This window comes from Nitratifractor sp., from assembly GCF_015487065.1.
Classification (GTDB): Bacteria; Campylobacterota; Campylobacteria; order Campylobacterales; family Sulfurovaceae; genus Nitratifractor.
Genome location: NZ_WFQN01000158.1, coordinates 1 through 17809, shown reverse-complemented (window position 1 = coordinate 17809; position 17809 = coordinate 1). Strand labels below are relative to the sequence as shown.

Below are 17809 nucleotides of genomic sequence, written 5' to 3'. Positions count from 1 at the left end.
GTCCAGGCCGACGCTAAAGGACGGGTGGAGTATTTCCTCCTCGAAGGTGACTACCTGGAACCCACCGACACCATCAAAAAGGGTGAACCGGTGGAGGAGAAGGGGCTTTTCGCCGTCATCGTCGACGAGAGCAACCGGGAAGCGGCCCGCCACTACATCTCCCGCGGTTCCATCATCCAGGTGGCTGCCGGGGAGCAGGTGGAGCGCGGGGCCCTGATCTCGTCGCCCAAAGAGCAGACCCAGATCGTCATTGCCGAGTGGGATCCCTATGCCGAGCCGATCATCGCCGAGCAAAACGGTACCGTCAAGTTCGAGGATGTCATTCCCGGCGTGACCGCCAGCGAGCAGTTCGATGAACTCACCGGCGAGTCCCGGCTGGAGCTCAACGAATATATTCCCGCGGCCTACAAACCGTCGATTATCCTGGCGACGGAGAGCGGTGAGATCCTCCGCTACCACCTGGATCCCAAGACGATCCTCTTCGTCCAGGACGGGGAAGAGGTGCAGATCGCCGATATTCTGGCCAAGAAGCCCAAAGCAGCCATCAAATCCAAGGATATCACCGGCGGTCTGCCCCGGGTCTCGGAGCTCTTCGAAGCCCGCCGTCCGAAAGATATCGCCCTCATCGCCAAAATCGATGGGGTGGTGAGCTTCGGCAAGCCGCTGCGCGGCAAAGAGCGGATCGTCATCACCGGGGACAACGGCCAGGTGACCGAACAGCTGGTGGACAAAGGTAAGACGATTCTGGTCCATCCCGGGGAATATGTCCACACCGGCGAGCGCCTCACCGACGGGCTGGTCTCCAGCCACGACATTCTCGAGGCGTTGGGCGAGCGGGCCCTCTACGAATATATCGTCAGTGAGGTCCAGCAGGTCTATCGCCGCCAGGGGGTCAACATCTCCGACAAGCACATCGAGATCATCGTCTCCCAGATGATGCGTCAGGTCAAGATCGTCGAGAGCGGCGACACCCGCTTCATCGCCGGGGACATCGTCTCCCGCCGCAAGTTCATCGAAGAGAACAAGCGGATCACCAAACTGGGCGGCGAACCGGCCATCGCCGAACCGATGCTGGTGGGAATCACCCGGGCGGCAGTCGGCGCCGACAGTATCATCTCCGCCGCCTCCTTCCAGGATACCACCAAGGTCCTCACCTCCGCCTCCATCGCCGGTACGGTGGATCATCTGGAAGATCTGAAAGAGAACGTGGTCATCGGACGACTCATCCCGGTAGGTACCGGAATGATCGAAGAGGAAAAAGTCAAAATCTTCAGTGCCGAGTGACCCCGGCTCTCCCGGGTCTTTTCCTCCTCTGTGGAGGTTTTCAATCCTTTTTAAGCCTTCTTGACTATAATTACTGCCTATTTTTCCGTCGACACTTCGGCTGACCGTTTCGCGGAGCGGTGCACCGAGGTGTAACAGCCCGGATTCAATTCTCGCCCAGCGGGAAAACAAAAACATTACCTATGAAAGGATGCAGCTTTGCCTACTATCAACCAGTTGATCCGTAAAGAGCGGAAGAAGGTGATCAAGAAGTCCAAGTCACCTGCCCTTGTAAACTGTCCTCAGCGCCGCGGTGTCTGTACCCGCGTCTATACTACGACCCCCAAGAAGCCCAACTCGGCGCTTCGTAAGGTTGCCAAAGTCCGCCTCACCAGCGGTTTCGAAGTCATCTCCTATATCGGAGGAGAGGGCCACAACCTCCAGGAGCACTCCATTGTCCTGGTCCGGGGTGGCCGGGTCAAAGACCTTCCCGGTGTGAAGTATCACATCGTCCGGGGAGCCTTGGATACCGCCGGTGTGGCTAATCGTAAGGTTGCCCGTTCCAAATACGGTGCCAAGCGTCCCAAGTAAGCGACGACCGAGAGGCTCTGCGGCTTCGGCCGCCTGATCAGGCGCTGCCGTGATCCCTTCGTGGGCAGCGTTTGAGTAAATCAATGTCACGATTGAAGAAAGGAAAGAAAAAATGAGAAGAAGAAGAGCTCCCCAGCGTCCGGTCCTGCCGGATCCCGTCTACGGAAGCAAAGTCCTGACCAAGTTCATCAACGCCGTCATGCTCGACGGCAAGAAGGTAACCGCCCAGAAGATCATGTACGGTGCCCTGGAGAGAATTGAATCCAAAACCGGCGAGAAAGGCATCGAGGTCTTCAACAAGGCGATGGAGAACGTCCGTCCCGTCATGGAGGTCAAGAGCCGCCGCGTCGGCGGAGCGACCTATCAGGTTCCCGTCGAAGTCCGTCCCGTCCGCCAGCAGTCCCTGGCGATCCGCTGGCTGGTCGAAGCGGCCCGCAAGCGCAACGAGCGGACCATGGTCGAGCGCCTGGCCAACGAGCTGATGGATGCCGCCACCGAAAAAGGGGCCGCGTTCAAGAAGAAAGAAGATACCTACAAGATGGCCGAAGCCAACAAAGCATTCGCCCACTACCGCTGGTAAGAAGAAGGAAAAGACATGCCCAGATCACACCCCCTCAGCAAAGTACGGAACATCGGAATCGCAGCCCATATCGACGCCGGAAAGACCACCACCACCGAGCGGATCCTCTTCTACACCGGGGTCAGCCACAAGATCGGTGAGGTCCATGACGGTGCCGCCACTATGGACTGGATGGAGCAGGAGCAGGAGCGCGGAATCACCATTACCTCCGCAGCGACCACCTGTGAATGGAAAGGCGTCCAGATCAACATCATCGACACTCCGGGCCACGTCGACTTCACCATCGAAGTCGAGCGCTCCATGCGGGTCCTCGACGGTGCCGTCGCCGTCTTCTGTTCTGTCGGCGGGGTCCAGCCCCAGTCCGAGACCGTCTGGCGCCAGGCCAACAAGTACCATGTCCCCCGCATGGTCTTCGTCAACAAGATGGACCGGACCGGTGCCGACTTCTTCGAGGTCGAGCGCCAGATCAAAGAGCGGCTCAACGCCAATCCCGTGCCCATCCAGATCCCCATCGGCGCCGAGGAGAACTTCCAGGGTGTCGTCGATCTGGTGGAGATGAAAGCGGTGATCTGGGACGACGACCAGTCGCTGATGGGTCAGAAGTACGAGATCGTCGATATTCCCGAAGATCTAGTGGAGCTGGCCGAAGAGTACCGGGAGAAGATGATCGAAGCGGTCGCCGAGACCAGCGATGAGCTTCTCGACAAGTATATGGAGGGCGAAGAGCTCACCAAAGAGGAGATCAAAGCCGGGATCAAAAAGGGCTGCATCGATCTGAGCATCGTCCCCATGACCTGCGGTACCGCCTTCAAAAACAAGGGGGTTCAGACTCTGCTGGATGCGGTCGTCGACTATCTGCCCTCTCCCACCGAAGTTCCTCCCATCCGGGGTGAGTACGAGGACGGGACCGAGACCTTTGTCGAATCCACCGACGAGGGTCCCTTCGCGGCTCTGGCCTTCAAGATCATGACTGACCCCTTTGTCGGTCAGCTGACCTTCATCCGGGTCTACCGCGGCGTTCTCGATTCCGGTTCCTACGTCTACAACACGACCAAGAACAAGAAAGAGCGGATCGGCCGTCTGCTGAAAATGCACTCCAACAAGCGCGAAGAGATCAGCAACCTCTATGCCGGAGAGATCGGCGCCGTCGTCGGTCTGAAGTACACTCTGACCGGGGATACGCTGGCGGATGAGAAAGACAAGGTGATCCTGGAGCGGATGGAGTTCCCCGATCCGGTTATCTCTGTCGCCGTCGAGCCCAAGACCAAAGCGGACCAGGAGAAGATGGGTATCGCCCTGCAAAAACTGGCCCAGGAGGATCCCTCTTTCCGCGTCGCTACCGACGAGGAGTCGGGTCAGACCATCATCTCCGGTATGGGTGAGCTTCACCTGGAGATCATCGTCGACCGGATGATGCGCGAGTTCAAGGTCGAGGCGGAAGTGGGGGCTCCCCAGGTCGCCTACCGGGAGACCATCAAGACTCCGGTCAACCAGGAGTACAAGTACGCCAAGCAGTCCGGTGGTCGCGGTCAGTACGGTCACGTCTTCCTCAAGATCGAGCCCCAGGAGCAGGGAGCCGGTTACGAGTTCATCGACGAGATCAAGGGCGGGGTCATCCCCAAAGAGTATATCCCTGCTGTCGACAAGGGTATTCAAGAGGCGATGCAGCGCGGTATCCAGGCCGGTTATCCCGTCGAGGATGTCAAAGTAACCCTCTACGACGGAAGCTATCACGAAGTCGACTCCTCGGAGATGGCCTTCAAACTGGCCGGATCCATGGGCTTCCGCGAAGGGGCCAAAAAAGCCAACCCCGTCATCCTCGAGCCGATCATGAAGGTCGAGGTCGAGGTGCCCGAAGAGTACATGGGAGATGTGATCGGCGATATCTCCAAGCGCCGCGGTCAGGTCAACGGGATGGGAGATCGCGCCGGCAACAAGATCGTCGACGCCTTCGTGCCCCTGGCGGAGATGTTTGGCTACTCCACCGACCTGCGCTCTATGTCCCAGGGACGCGCCACCTATGCGATGGAGTTCGATCACTACGACGAAGTTCCCGCCAACGTGGCCAAAGAGATCATCGAAAAGCGCAACGGGTAATGAAACGCCTTATGGCGTTTCAAGTTAATAGTTAACAGTTAATAGTTCATAATTTTGGAAGCGTCATGTTGTGACGGCTTCTATCTTTTTATAGATCGTGCCATCAGGGCATAAACTGCTCTCATAGAGTGTGATCTCTGTCTTTATCTCTCCGATAATCTTCTCCCTATAGGTTTCCAAAAGCCCTTTATAGCCTCTCCAATCCGTTATCTTTTTGATCCGGCAGAGTGTCACGTGCGGGGTGAAGCGGTAGAAGTTGAATCCGGCACGTTGCATCTGCATCGCTTTGTGATAGAGAATCGGCTCTTTCGATTTGGCGTGGAAGATCCGGGGAGGGCGCCCGAAACTTCCCAGACCTTTGAGAAGGGCCGGGCAATCGAGTGGCGCAATCCGACTCAGATATTCACTCCAGGGGCTTGCCGAGGGCTGTTCTCCCAAAAAGATCCATGTCAGATGGAGCTTGTCCTCTTCGACCCATTTCCCTTCGATGACATCACAAAAATCTCTTTGTAACTCTGTATAATCGTAGAGTAAAACCGGTGAAGCGATAAAAAGGCGCATAAGCTCATTGTGCCATAATCCTTGGGGAATGAGGGAGAGAAGAGGAGATGAAAAAGAAAATTGCGCTCTGGAGCGTTTTCTATCTGGTGACGCTGTTGCTAATCGGAGTACTCTGGGGGCTTTTTTATCCGGCGGCTTCCGTGCTGAAAAAGCTTGCCATGTCACAGGAACGCGGCTCGACGCTTCTAATCCCCCTCTCTTTTTTGTTGTTGAGTTTTCTCTATGCTTTTTTACGGGCACGCAAAGAGGGGAAAAGGGGGCGATGGATTGCCGCCTATGGCTGGTTGACGGCCACAACCGCCCTTGTCCTGATCCTTCTCTATTTCTATCTCAAACAGATGACGGGAAGCTGAGAATTCACGCTCGGGTAGAAGCGGTGCGCTCTGCGATGGTACGCACATCCAAAAAGGAGCCGCTGGGATAATCCAACGCTTTTTTGCAGGCATCGAGGAAGCGCTGAGCTGCCACCTCGGGGAGTTGGATCGGTCCCTCTTTGAGGCGACGGATGGAGGGGAAACGCTCCGGATCGGTTCTGTCGAGAATTTTTTTGAGCATGGGAGTCATGATGACTCCCGGAGCGATAGCGCTGAAGTGGGTCCAGGGGTTTTCGGCGGCGTAGAGTTTGATCAGCATATTGAGCGTGGCTTTGGAGAGAGCATAGCCTCCCCATCCTTTGGAACCGTTGACGGCGGCTCCGGAACTGACAGCAACGATCTGAGGGGGGCGGCAGTGCCGATCTAGAGTGTCGATAATCTGCTTGTTGGCCCAGACATTGAGGTCCATGATCCGGTGGATCTCTTCCAGAGGGGTTTCGGCGAGCTCTTTGATCTCCCCCAGGATACCGGCGTTGAGGATCACCAGATCGAAGCGGTGTCCCTGGATGAAGGTTTTGAGATTTTCCTCTAGCATGGTCACATCACTCAGGTCGAGGGGATAGAAGTAGTAATCGGCCTGATTGAGGAGCTTTTTGTTGTCCTGCCTGCCGACGGCATAGACTTCATCACCCCGTTCCAGGGCTTTTTCGGCCAGAGCAGCTCCCAGTCCGCTGCTGACACCGGTAATCAAAATTTTTCCCATGCGTCTCTCCTGATGCTGTATAATGTCTATCATACAAAATCTATCCCAGCAAGTCAAAGCGAAACGATGAGAAAAGACAATATTATCCTGATCGGGTTCATGGGGGTTGGCAAAGGGACAACTGCCCGGGCCTATGCCAAGAAATACGGCATCTACAATATCGACACCGACGACCTGATCGAATCCAAAGAGAACCGGACCATCCCGAAGATTTTCAAAAAAAAGGGTGAAAAGTATTTCCGGAAACTGGAACAGGAGACCGCCGACTGGATCGAGTGTTGTGTGGAGGGGACCCTGATCAGCTGCGGCGGCGGCTTCTACCAGGTGAAAAATCTCAAAAAACTGGGAACCGTTGTGCTGCTAGATGCCTCATACGACTGGATCTATCATCGTCTCAGCACCGCCAAAAACGCCAAAAACAAACTGGCCAAACGTCCCCTCTTCGCTGAACCGAAAAAAGCCAAGAAGCTCTATGCCCAACGGGAAAAGGCCTACAAAGAGGTAGCCGATCTGGTAGTCAATGTGGAAGGGAAAAGCCTGGAGGAAGTTTTGGAGGAGATCTGGAAAGGAGTCGAAAGCTTCGCTTCCGAGTGAATAATTAATAGTGAATAGTTAATAATTTCGGTTCACTCTTCACTCTCCTTCTCTCGCTGTTCGATGCCTTTGTAGACGGCGGTGAGAATTCCGAAAACGATCATGGTGGTGAAGAGGCATTTCGGGGCCTGACGGTTCATCCCGCCTCCGCCTTGAAAGATATGAATGATCAGGGCTATCCAGATGCCGACGGCGGCGAGAGCGACGCCCCTTTTGAACCAGCGATATCGGCTATTTTCTTCTTGTTTTTCTGTCGAGCTCATAGCGGCTATTTTAACCTATTTTGTTATAATTCTCCCACTTTTCCGGAAAGGAAACGATGCAGGATTTTGAAAGCTTCCTGGCGGCCAATCTCCCCCAGGTGGAGACCTTCCATCCCGAATACAACGAAGCGCTTCAGTCGATGATACTGGCCGGGGGTAAACGCTTTCGGCCCCGTCTGCTGCTGGGGATAGTCCGTGCCTATGCTCCGCTGCTGCTGGAGTCGGCGATGATGCCGGCGTTGGCGCTGGAGATCTTTCATACCTACTCCCTGATCCATGACGACCTGCCGGCCATGGACGATGCGCGGCTGCGCCGCGGGCATCCGACCCTTCATACCCGCTTCGACGAAGCGCTGGCGATCCTGGCGGGGGACGCTCTCAATACCCACGCTTTCGAGCTGCTGGCCCGCAGTCCCTTTCGGCCTGATGTACGGATCGAGCTGGTCCGGATCCTGGCCGAAAACGGCGGCAGCGGCGGGATGGTCCTGGGGCAGGCGATCGATCTGCGTTTCGAAAACGAGCCTCTGACGTTGGAGCAGGTGATCGAACTTCATCGCAACAAGACCGCCAAACTGATCGCCGCCGCTCTGGAGATGGGGGCGGTGATCGTGGGGCTGGATCCTCAGATCCGCCGGGAGCTTTACGACTACGGGATCGAACTGGGGCTCTTGTTCCAGGTTCAGGATGACATCCTGGATGCAACCCAGAGCCCCGAAGAGGCGGGCAAACCGACAGGAAATGACAGTGAAAAGAACAGCTTCGTCACGCTGTTGGGGTTGGAGGGGGCTTTGGCCTATGCCGATGGACTCTCGGAAAGTCTAGAAGAGCGCTTTGATGTCTTTGATGAACCGATCCGTCGGGAGCTGGGGCGGATGATTCGGCGTTATCTCCACCGGCACCGGCAGGCGCTCGACTGAGCCCAAAAGTGCCGTAGGGTGCGTTCTGTCCATACTGTCGCCGAGTGCGTCGATGGATAGACCCCACCCTAGGGCGGGACAACGACGACAAACGAAGGATGAACCATGTCGAACGAAATGCGTAAAAAGATGGCGGATACGATTCGCTTCTTGGCGGCGGATATGATCCAGAAGGCCAATAGCGGACACCCCGGTGCCCCCATGGGTCTGGCGGATATCGCGGTGGTGCTCAGCGAGCATCTGCGCCACAACCCCAAAAATCCCCACTGGCTCAACCGGGACCGCCTGGTCTTTTCCGGCGGGCACGCCACGGGGCTGATCTACAGCCTCCTCTATCTTTGGGGTTACGATCTGAGCATGGAGGATCTCAAGAACTTCCGTCAGCTGGGCTCCAGAACCCCCGGCCATCCCGAGTACGGCCACACCCCCGGCGTGGAGATCACCACGGGTCCCCTGGGCCAGGGGGTGGCCAACGCGGTGGGCTTTGCCATGGCCGAGGCCTATACCGCCCGCCTGGTCAACTCTCCTACCTGCAAGCTCATCGACCACAAAGTCTACTGCTTCTGCGGCGACGGGGATCTGGAAGAGGGGATCAGCTACGAAGCCTGCGCCCTGGCAGGGCGTTTCGGGCTCAAGGATCTGATCCTGATCTATGACAGCAACCACATCACCATCGAAGGGGAGACCTCCATCGCCTGGAACGAAGATATCGAAAAGCGTTTCGAAGCCCAGAACTGGAAGGTCCTCAAGATCAACGGCCACTGCTACGATGAGATCGACGCGGCACTCAACGAAGCCAAGGCGAGCGACCGTCCCACGATCATCGTCGCCAACACCATCATCGGCCGCAAGGCGGTGGGCCTGGAAGGCAATCATGAAGTCCACGGCGCGCCCCTGGGTGAAGAGGTGATCAAGGTCTCCAAGGAAAAAGCCGGCTTCCCCGCCGATGAGAGCTTCTATGTCCCCGAGGATGTGCTGCTGCGTTTCCGCTGCGCCGTGGAACAGGGAGAGCTCTACGAAAAAGAGTGGCGCCATCTGCTCAAGCAGGCCCCCTATGCCGAGCAGAACGAAGCGCTGGAGCGGCTGCTCAACCCCGACTTCGATGCCATCGACTGGCCCGATTTCAGCGAGACCGAAGCGGTCGCGACCCGGGACAGCAACGGGCAGATCCTCAATGCCATCGCCAAAGCGATCCCCGGATTTATCGGCGGGAGTGCCGACCTGGCTCCGTCCAACAAAACCTACCTCAAAAACATGGGGGATTTCCCCGAAGGCAAAAACCTCCACTTCGGGATCCGGGAGCATGCCATGGGGGCCATGACCAACGCCATGGCACTCTACGGCACCGTCATCCCCTTCAACGCCACCTTCTTCGTCTTCAGCGACTACCAGAAGCCCGCCGTGCGGATCGCGGCCCTCTCGGGCATCCGCAACTTCTTCGTCTGGACCCACGACAGTATCGGCGTGGGCGAAGACGGTCCGACGCATCAGCCCATCGAGCAGCTGAGCCAGTTCCGGGCCCTGCCGGACTTCTACGTCTGGCGCCCGGCGGACGCCACCGAAAACGTGGAAGCGTGGAAAGCGGCCCTGAAGCTGGACAAGCCCCAAGCTTTTGTATTGAGCCGCCAGAAGCTCAAGACCCTCAAACCGACCCGGGATTTCGGCGAGGTGGCCCGGGGGGCCTACATTGTCAAAAAGCGGGAAAACGCCGTGCTGACGATCATGGCCAGCGGTTCGGAGCTGATGCCCTCTCTGCAGGCCGGCTGCTTTTTGGAAAAAATGGGGATTGCCGCCAACATCGTCTCGGTCCCCTGTTTCGATCTTTTTGAGGAGCAGGATGAAGCCTACAAACAGGCGGTGATCGATCCGGCCACCAAGGTGCTGGCCGTCGAAGCGGCCCGGGGGATCGAATATTACAAGTACGCCGACGAGGTACTGGGGATGGAGAGCTTCGGTGCCTCGGGCCCTGGCGGGGAGCTCTTCAAGCACTTCGGCTTCACGATCAAAAACATCAAGGCTCGCGCCGCCGCTTTGGTGGGTGCCGAGAACAAACCTGTCTCCATCGAAGGGGTGGGGGAGGCCTGAGCCTCCGCGATATTACAATGACCCTCCAAGAAAAACAGGCGTTCAAAAAGACGATCGAAGAGCAGATCGAAGCGCTCAGCGTTGAATTGGCGCAGATCGAAAAGGCTCTTTACCCGGAACGGGGCGAAGGACCCTCCGACAAAGTAGCCCATCTCAATTTCAAACTCGATCAAAGTATCCAGATCCAACGTCACCGGGAAGCCACCAAGCGCCTCAACCGTCTCAAGGAGGCCTATCGCCGCATCGACCGGCCCGACTACGGCCTTTGCCGGGAGTGCGAAGAGCCGATCCCCCTTGAGCGGCTGAAGCTCATGCCCGAGTCGCTCTACTGTGTCGATTGCATGAACGAACTGGGACTTTGATCGCCAAGTTCTTTTTGCTCCATCCCTTCTAATTTACCGCACAAACATTTGATAAAAAAATGATATCCGGTACCGTCATGCCTTTTTTCCCGGATCATAGAAACGGAGCAGGAGGTGTTTGTGTATGATAAAATTGATCAAAATAACAGATGCTGAAAAAAAGAGGAAAGGAGGATAGAGATGCAAAGGATATTTTGGATTGCGGGGATGGCTGTTATCCTTTTGAATGCGCAGAGTCCCGCGTTCAAAAAATACGATGTTTCCAGTGGAGAGGTTCTCTATAAGGTTACGGAGACTCAAAAGCTCGGAGGGGAAAGTCGCACCTATAAAGGGAGCAAAAGAGTGCTTTTCGACCGATACGGCTATCGGGAGCTAATTGAAGAGAAGGGAAGATGGCATCCCGGGGAAAAAGAGGGACATACGCTCACATTGCGGGTGGGGACGCAGAGCTGGATCGTCGATTTTGAGAGCCGGATGATCCTCGAAAGCGAAGTTCCGGGTATGAAAGGGATCCTTCGGTCGGCCCACGGTGATCTCTATCGGATGGCAATGCGGCTTCGAGAGCAAATAGGTGAAAAACCCGACGGCAATGCGACGGTAGGGGGATATCCTTGCCGAATTTGGATTTCTCCGCAGATACGGGAGTGCCTTGACCGGGGGGTGAGCCTTCGGTTGGATCGGAACATAGCAGGCGATCACCGTGTCGAAGAGGCCCAACAAGTTCATTTAGGAGGTACTGTCCCCGACACGGCCTTCAAGCTACCTGACTTCCCCAAGGTGCAATTGCCGGGTTTAAACACGGAGTCGTCGGGGGCGGGAAGGTCTAAAACGGAATCCGAGAAGGTAAAGAGCAAGAAAGAAGCTCGACAGAGTATGGAAGATATCCGAAAACGTTTGCTTGAGAAAAAGAAGATTTTTGTCGAGACCAGGGATTGTGTCTCCCAAAGTCACACTCTTTCGGCTATCAACGCATGTATCAGGCGTTTCAGCAAAGCAATGGGAGAATCATTTGATCCGGTCAAAACCTGGGATGAAAAGCAACGCAAAGAGGCGCTGGATTCTATCGAGACCTTTATTCATTCTATTGATTGTGGAATAAAAGCCGAAAATCACGAAGCACTTCAACACTGCGGTTCTGATCTCTCCAGGCTCTACTGAGGCGCGTTGCGAAGGAACACTCAGTTCTTTTTGAGCATCTTGCCCCGGATCTCATCTTCGTCGAGGAGTTCTTTGTCATATTTGATGACCATCATCCCCTCGGTTTCGTTGACGTAGAGATCGTTGATACCGGGCTCTTTTTTCAGTGCCTCAAGCTTGTTGCGGTCATAATGTTCGGTATCGAGATAGAGGGTGCCCCGCAGGCCCGGGTTGCGCATTTTGGCGATCCAGATTGCCCAGAAGATCGAGACGACCAGGACGGTCACGGCCACACCGGCGACGCTCCAGTGGGCGAAGATCCAACCGGCTAGCGTAGCCCCCACGCCCATGCCGATATAGGCGAAGGTGTTGGCGACGCCCAAGGCGGCTCCTTTTTGGTGGGCTTTGGCAAATTTGCTGACGAAGCTCTGCAGCAGCGGTTCGAACATATTGAAGCCGATGAAGAAGAAGACGACGCCTGTTCCGAAAAGCCAGAGGGAAGGGGCGAAGCCCATCAGGAGGAAGGCGATGGCGATAAAGGCGATAGAGGCGAGGAAGACCTCTTTGCCTTTGTTGTATTTCTCTCCGAAGACGGCGGAGGGTCCCATGGCGATGATCCCGAAGAAGACCGCCGGCAGATAGACCTTCCAGAACTCTCCCATGGGAAGGTGGAATTTGCTCTTGAGGACCAGAGGAATCAGGAAAAAAGCAATCGCCATGGTGGAGCTGTGGAAGAGGAAGGTAATGTACATCCGGACCAGATCCTTGTCTTTGAAGACGTGACGGACTTTGGCCTCCTCTTCGGCGAAGCTGTGGGTGATCTTGGGCGGTTCGGGGACGACGGTAAAGAGCAGCACGATGGAGAGCAGCGCCATGCCCGCCGTCAGGTAGAAGAGGAAGGGCACTCCGTCGGGCAGTCCTCCGATAATGGGTCCGATGACCATGGCGGCGGTGAAGGCCAAAGCGATGACCATCCCCATGATTGCCATGGCGTGGGCCCGCTCCTCTTCGCGGACGTGGTCGGAGATCATGGCGATGATGACGGCGCCGATGGCTCCGGCTCCCTGGAGGAAGCGGCCCACAAGCAGGGTGTAGATATCGGTGGCCATCCCCGCCATGACGGAGCCGGCGGCGAAGATTAGCAATCCGATGAGGATCGCCTTTTTCCGGCCGATCCGGTCACTGAGGCTCCCGAAAGGAACCTGAAAGGCCGCCTGGGTGAAGGCGTAGCCTCCTACCGCCAGACCCACTAGGGTCGGGGTGGCGCCGGGGAGGTCCTTGGCGTAGGCGGAGAGGACGGAGATGACGACAAAAAGGCCCAGAAAACGCAGGCCGATGATGAGGCTCAAATGCCAGGTTTTTGCGATAATCGCTTTCATAGGGGCGTATCCTTTGATAGGGTATAATCCGAAGAGGATCCCTCGAAAAGGGAGCATACGGACCGATAAACTTTGCTGATGAAAATATTCAATGAATTTGAGATATTTCCGTCAATGAACGAGAAATTATAGTCCCAAGATGATTAAAGAAGGTTAATGCCATGCAGTGGATACTGGCGACAGGAAATCGGGGGAAGCTCCGGGAGTTCAGAGAGGCTTTCGGCCCGGAACTGAAAGGGGTTGACGAGGTATTCCCTTCGGTACCGGAGATCGAAGAGAATGCCGATAGCTTTGCCGGTAATGCCCTCATCAAAGCACGGGCGATCTATGAGGCGCTGGGGCCGGATTTCCTGGTCATCAGCGATGATAGCGGGATCTCGGTCCCCCTGCTGGGGGGTGCCCCGGGGATCTATTCGGCCCGCTATGCCGGCGAGGGGGCTGATGATCGGCAGAATCTGAACAAGCTGATCGATGAGCTCAAGGCAAGAGAAGTGAGCCGGACTCCCGCCTACTATACGGCGGCGATTGCCGTAGTCGGCGCTCTGGGCGAGTATGTGGTGCATGGCTGGATGCATGGCGAAGTGATCGACGAAGCACGGGGGGAGAAGGGTTTCGGCTACGATCCGATTTTCATCCCCGAGGGGTACGACCGGACCCTGGGAGAGCTGGAGGAGGAGGTCAAAGCCGCCATTTCTCACCGCTCACAGGCGATCGAACTGGTTCGGCCGATTTTGGAACTTCTGCGGCGAAAGGAAGCGCAATGAGAGAAAAATTTATGAGAGATCTGCAGCGGCTCTATGATGAGTTGAGTCGGCGCCAGGAGCTCCTGGGTGATTATATGGCGATTCTGAAGGGCGGAGAGCATCCCGAGGCGACGGAGAAGGTAGAGAGTCTGTTGCGGCTTCTGGAGCTGCCCAAGACGCCCGAGACGATGATGGCGGCCCTGACGCGACTGGTCAATCTGCGGGAAGATGCCCTGGAGCAGGTCTTGCGACAGCAGGGGTTCACGGACGAGGAGATTATCACCGCCAAGGAGAAGGCCTACTTCTTTGTCAGCGACTTCTATCTGGACCGTTTCGAATCGCTGATCGTCTGGATCGAGGAGGAGGGGTTGCTGACGCCTTTTTATCGGGCGTTGATTGCCGGGGTGCATGCCGTGGGGCAGGCGATGACCCGCTGGCAGAACGGCTGGACCTCCCATATCATTCACGGGATCAATCGGGAGCTGTTGCAACTCTTTGAAGGAGATGAAGAGAAGATTTTCGAAATGCTCCGGGAAAAGCAGCTCCTCGATCTCCACGAAGGGAAAGAGGCGGATCGCTGCTATTCGGTTTTGGTGGCCGATTCGGGAGGCTACCGTCGGGTGAGCTACGCCGAAGCTTTCCGGGAGGAGATCCGGGAGGTGGAGGCGGCGCTTGATATGCTCCTGGAGACCCTCAGGGAGTTGGAGGATGAGGTCTTCGGGCAAAAGGAGGAGTGGTTACGCTATTTCGAGAGTCTGCGGGAAGCCTTTCTCCACACCGAACCGGATGAACTGGTGCGCTACTGGTCCCAGGTGGATCGGGCCTGGATGAAGATCAGGACGCCGCTGCAGGTGGGGCATCCCCTGGAGTACTACGAAGACCACTATCGCAAAGCGGTTGCCCTGGAGTGGGATCTGCGGGTCGTCAATCCGCAGCTGCAGTCTTCGGTGAAAGTGCCGCAGCAGCTGCGGGCCTTTGCCGCGCATCTTGCCGTAGAGCTGGGGCTGGAGGCGGAACGAATCTTCGCCAAAAACATTGACCAGATCGAGCGGACGCAGCTCTATATCGGCCGTCCCATGCTCTACTATGCCGCGGAGTTCAACGGCCTCTTCTCGGCCCAGGTGGTTCCCAACGACGAACAAGTCTCTTCTGAGCTGGGCAAAAAGATCTTCGCCTATGCCGATTTCGTCCGTCAGTCCCAGCGGGACAAGCCGGTGATGGCCCTGAGCCTGGAAGCCTTCGGCGAGGCGTTTGTCCGGCGTCGACGGGCCCTGCTGGAGGATGCGCCCCGCTGGATGCGGCTCTACGAGATTGCCACCATCGGGCACGAATACGGGCACATTCTCTGGATCGACAGCGAGACCGAGGTGCAAATGAACCGTCGGGGACAGTTCAAAAACATCGAAGAGTTCAAAGCGACCACCGGAGGGTTGATGGCCTTTTTCGAGTACGAAGAGGCTTCTCTGCGAACCGACGTCATGGAAGATCTCATCTCTCGGGCGGTAGGGCTGATGGCCTGGCGGGAGGTGGGAGAGGTGCTTCCCTACTACTGCGAAGGGTTGATCCATCTGGAGATCCTCTACCGCAGTCGGGCGGTCGATTTCGACGGTGTCCGGGTGCGGATCGATCCGGAAGCCTACGACGCGATGAAGGCAGGCTATATCCGCGCTTATCGTGAATTAGCCGAACACTATGTCCACAAGCGTGATGCGGCGGATTATCTGAGTTGTTATGCCCGGAAAGAGGGGGCGCATTATTTGCCGGTGACTCCGGCGGTCCGAGATTTCGTCGAGAGCTATTATCAACGCTATCTGGAGATCGGACAGAAGGTGGCGGTTTTTGAATGAGGAACGTTTTGGGAACTAGTAACGAGTAACGAGTAACTAGAAACCGAGAGCTGCTTAGCTGTGTAGCGTGGGATTGCCATCCCACGAATGGATTGAACATTGAGAATTTTTGGAGGTGGGACTTCAGTCCCGCAATGATATTAGAGCCCTCTGAAAAACCCTGTCATTCCGGACCCGATCCGGAATCCAGGGTTAAAAATACCCATGAAACCGTGGATGCTGAATCGAGTTCAGCATGACGAAATCGAATCTTTCCGGTTTTTCATAGGGCTCATTTGCAATGTAAGATAATAAACTTGGAACCAATTACAAACGACAAAGAGGGGCGAAGCCCCGTTCAAACGACTAACGACAAATTTCTCTCCTGGTACCTCGAAAACGGCCGTCACGATCTGCCCTGGCGGCGGACGAAGGATCCCTACCGGATCTATCTGAGTGAGATCATGTTGCAGCAGACCCAGGTCGCTACGGTGCTGGAGCGGTTCTATTTTCCTTTTCTGGAGCGTTTCCCGACACTCAGGGATGTGGCCGAGGCGGAAGAGGAGGCGGTGCTCAAGGCCTGGGAGGGGCTGGGGTACTACAGCCGGGCCCGTAACCTCCACCGTACGGCCCGTCTGACGGGGGGCAGGCTTTCCGAGACGGCCAAGGAGTTGGAGAAGCTGCCCGGGATCGGGCGTTCCACGGCCCGGGCCATCGCCTGTTTCGCCTACGGCGAAGCCCTGCCGATCCTCGACGCCAATGTCCGGCGTATCCTCTACCGCTATTACCGTCGGCGTCAGGCGACGGAACGGGAGCTCTGGCGGATGGCCCAGCGGCTTTTCGATCCGGAACACGCCTACGAGTGGAACCAGGGGATGATGGATCTGGGGGCGACGGTTTGCACCCCCAGGGCTCCCCGCTGCGAGGGATGCCCTCTGGCGGAGAGCTGCAGGGGCCGGGCGCATCCGGAGCGCTATCCGGCTCCGAAAAAACGGGCGGCTCCTCCGCTACGCCGTCGCAGGATTCTGCTCCATCAGCACGAGGGTGCCTGGGCGATGCAGCGGAGCCGTGAGCGTTTTCACGGCGGGCTTTGGCACTTTCCCCAGACGGAGGCGACGGTGGAGGGGGAGCATCTGGGCAATCTGCGCCAGAGCTACAGCCACTTCACCCTGGAGGCTGAAGTGTGGCGGGTACCGTCGCTGCCGCCGGGGCTTTCCAAAGAGGTGACCTACCATTCTCCCGAAACGATCGAGTCTGCCCCTCTCGGGGGGATCGATCGGAAAGTCTTTGTCGTTTACATTCGTTGACAATCCCTTCACAGCGCATTGACACAGCTCTCCTATCATTACAGTATCCCCTTCCCGAATCGGGCAGAGGAAATTTAAAAACCACCAATCGACGCACCTGGCACACTTTCTAGTGCCCAGATTGGTAGAAAAGGATCGACAATGAAAAAAGGAAAAGCAATCAGAATCATGACCGCCGCGACACTGGGACTGGCTACTGCTGCCTATGCCGGGCAGGGGATGGGACCCGGAAAAGGTCAGGGCATGGGCCCAGGGATGGGCCAGGGGATGCAGGCCGGAGCGGGGCAGTGCGGAAACCGGGGAATGAAACAGGGCCACGGCATGGCCAGGGGCATGCAGCGACAGGGGATGCGGGCTGCCATGATGCACCGGGTCATGAGCCAGCTGGATCTGACTGACGAGCAGAAAAAGCAGATCCGTCTGATCCGGCTGGAGGCGAAGAAGGAGCGGATCGAAGCAAGAATTGCACGTGTCAAACAGGGGAAAGGCCCCGGAATGCATCGCGGAAAGGGAGGCCGCAGCGCCATGGATCTCTCCCGCTTCATGACGCCGGAGAGTTTCGACAAAGCCGCGTTCAAAAAAGCGATGCAGGAGCGCTGGGCGGCACGGGAGAAGATGCGACAGCAGCGGCAGGCCGAGCGGCTGGACCGGATGGCCGATCGCATGGAGAAGGTCTTCAAGGTCCTGACCCCCGCCCAGCGTGAAAAGCTGATAAAATTGTCCCAGAAGAACTGAGCGCCCGGAAGGAAGCAGACCCTGACGGGAAAAGGGAGATGCGGTGGCGAAAGTGCTGATGGTGGAGGATGATCCGGAGATCACCGAACTGCTGGAGGAGTATCTGGCCCGTTACGGAATCGAGCTCTTCAGCGTCCGCTCCCCGACGGTAGGGCTGGAGAAGCTGACGACGGAGCGTTACGATCTGATGCTGGCGGATCTGGGCCTTCCGGAGATGGACGGACTGGAGCTCTGCCGCCGGGTCAAAGAGCGCTATCCCCAGCTGCCGATCATCGTCTCCACCGCCCGGGCC

At 56.9% G+C, this 17809-nt stretch carries 18 protein-coding genes and 1 pseudogene; 15 read left to right on the top strand and 4 right to left on the bottom strand.

Going from position 1 to position 17809, the window contains the following annotated elements; translation table 11 throughout:
• The 4 genes and pseudogenes from F8I07_RS09045 to fusA form a co-directional block, all read left to right on the top strand.
• Window positions 1-1284, top strand: a pseudogene (locus tag F8I07_RS09045) (DNA-directed RNA polymerase subunit beta'); the annotation flags it as partial.
• A gap of 198 nt (window positions 1285-1482) precedes the next feature.
• Window positions 1483-1854: a 30S ribosomal protein S12 gene (gene rpsL / locus F8I07_RS09040; RefSeq protein ID WP_292658628.1), complete on the top strand. Its 372-nt coding sequence runs from the start codon at window positions 1483-1485 to the stop codon at window positions 1852-1854.
• A 112-nt stretch (window positions 1855-1966) separates the two neighbouring features.
• On the top strand, window positions 1967-2434 hold the full coding sequence (gene rpsG / locus F8I07_RS09035; protein WP_292658625.1) for a 30S ribosomal protein S7: 468 nt from the start codon (window positions 1967-1969) through the stop codon (window positions 2432-2434).
• A 15-nt stretch (window positions 2435-2449) separates the two neighbouring features.
• On the top strand, window positions 2450-4531 hold the full coding sequence (fusA, locus tag F8I07_RS09030) for an elongation factor G (RefSeq protein WP_292658623.1): 2082 nt from the start codon (window positions 2450-2452) through the stop codon (window positions 4529-4531).
• Window positions 4532-4594: 63 nt separating this feature from the next.
• Here the strand turns inward: fusA and F8I07_RS09025 are convergent, their stop codons facing one another.
• A complete protein-coding gene (locus tag F8I07_RS09025) occupies window positions 4595-5092 on the bottom strand; it encodes an RNA 2',3'-cyclic phosphodiesterase (RefSeq protein ID WP_292658622.1) in 498 nt (165 codons plus the stop codon).
• Window positions 5093-5139: 47 nt separating this feature from the next.
• Here F8I07_RS09025 and F8I07_RS09020 point away from each other — a divergent pair, with 47 nt between their 5' ends.
• On the top strand, window positions 5140-5445 hold the full coding sequence (locus tag F8I07_RS09020; protein ID WP_292658618.1) for a hypothetical protein: 306 nt from the start codon (window positions 5140-5142) through the stop codon (window positions 5443-5445).
• A 4-nt stretch (window positions 5446-5449) separates the two neighbouring features.
• Here the strand turns inward: F8I07_RS09020 and F8I07_RS09015 are convergent, their stop codons facing one another.
• Entirely contained in the window at window positions 5450-6169 is a 720-nt protein-coding gene (locus F8I07_RS09015; protein ID WP_292658615.1) for an SDR family NAD(P)-dependent oxidoreductase, read from the bottom strand.
• A gap of 66 nt (window positions 6170-6235) precedes the next feature.
• Here F8I07_RS09015 and F8I07_RS09010 point away from each other — a divergent pair, with 66 nt between their 5' ends.
• A complete protein-coding gene (locus F8I07_RS09010; protein ID WP_292658612.1) occupies window positions 6236-6763 on the top strand; it encodes a shikimate kinase in 528 nt (175 codons plus the stop codon).
• A 32-nt stretch (window positions 6764-6795) separates the two neighbouring features.
• On the opposite strand, the gene F8I07_RS09005 is transcribed toward F8I07_RS09010, so the two are convergent.
• Window positions 6796-7026: a hypothetical protein gene (locus F8I07_RS09005; RefSeq protein ID WP_292658609.1), complete on the bottom strand. Its 231-nt coding sequence runs from the start codon at window positions 7024-7026 to the stop codon at window positions 6796-6798.
• Between the two features lie 56 nt (window positions 7027-7082).
• On the opposite strand from F8I07_RS09005, the gene F8I07_RS09000 reads away from it, so the two are divergent.
• The 4 genes from F8I07_RS09000 (at window position 7083) to F8I07_RS08985 (ending at window position 11548) form a co-directional block, all read left to right on the top strand.
• On the top strand, window positions 7083-7943 hold the full coding sequence (locus F8I07_RS09000; protein WP_292658606.1) for a polyprenyl synthetase family protein: 861 nt from the start codon (window positions 7083-7085) through the stop codon (window positions 7941-7943).
• Between the two features lie 105 nt (window positions 7944-8048).
• Window positions 8049-10028, top strand: coding sequence for a transketolase (gene tkt, locus F8I07_RS08995; RefSeq protein WP_292658604.1), 1980 nt, complete (start codon window positions 8049-8051; stop codon window positions 10026-10028).
• A gap of 17 nt (window positions 10029-10045) precedes the next feature.
• A complete protein-coding gene (locus F8I07_RS08990; RefSeq protein WP_292658601.1) occupies window positions 10046-10390 on the top strand; it encodes a TraR/DksA C4-type zinc finger protein in 345 nt (114 codons plus the stop codon).
• A 180-nt stretch (window positions 10391-10570) separates the two neighbouring features.
• Entirely contained in the window at window positions 10571-11548 is a 978-nt protein-coding gene (locus F8I07_RS08985; RefSeq protein WP_292658599.1) for a hypothetical protein, read from the top strand.
• 20 nt (window positions 11549-11568) lie between these two features.
• Here F8I07_RS08985 and F8I07_RS08980 read toward each other — a convergent pair whose 3' ends face one another.
• Window positions 11569-12906 (bottom strand): MFS transporter, encoded by a 1338-nt coding sequence (locus tag F8I07_RS08980; protein WP_292658597.1) that lies wholly within the window; start codon window positions 12904-12906, stop codon window positions 11569-11571.
• Between the two features lie 161 nt (window positions 12907-13067).
• Here F8I07_RS08980 and rdgB point away from each other — a divergent pair, with 161 nt between their 5' ends.
• The 5 genes from rdgB to F8I07_RS08955 all read left to right on the top strand — a co-directional run.
• Window positions 13068-13670, top strand: coding sequence for an RdgB/HAM1 family non-canonical purine NTP pyrophosphatase (gene rdgB, locus F8I07_RS08975; protein WP_292658594.1), 603 nt, complete (start codon window positions 13068-13070; stop codon window positions 13668-13670).
• Window positions 13667-15496 (top strand): invasion protein CiaB, encoded by a 1830-nt coding sequence (gene ciaB / locus F8I07_RS08970; protein WP_292658591.1) that lies wholly within the window; start codon window positions 13667-13669, stop codon window positions 15494-15496. The genes rdgB and ciaB overlap by 4 nt, the downstream gene beginning before the upstream one ends.
• A 296-nt stretch (window positions 15497-15792) precedes the next feature.
• Window positions 15793-16782 (top strand): A/G-specific adenine glycosylase, encoded by a 990-nt coding sequence (mutY, locus tag F8I07_RS08965; RefSeq protein WP_292658589.1) that lies wholly within the window; start codon window positions 15793-15795, stop codon window positions 16780-16782.
• Window positions 16783-16923: 141 nt separating this feature from the next.
• Entirely contained in the window at window positions 16924-17517 is a 594-nt protein-coding gene (locus F8I07_RS08960; RefSeq protein ID WP_292658586.1) for a Spy/CpxP family protein refolding chaperone, read from the top strand.
• A 43-nt stretch (window positions 17518-17560) separates the two neighbouring features.
• A partial coding sequence (locus F8I07_RS08955) for a response regulator transcription factor (RefSeq protein WP_292658584.1) occupies window positions 17561-17809 on the top strand: 249 nt, incomplete at its 3' end.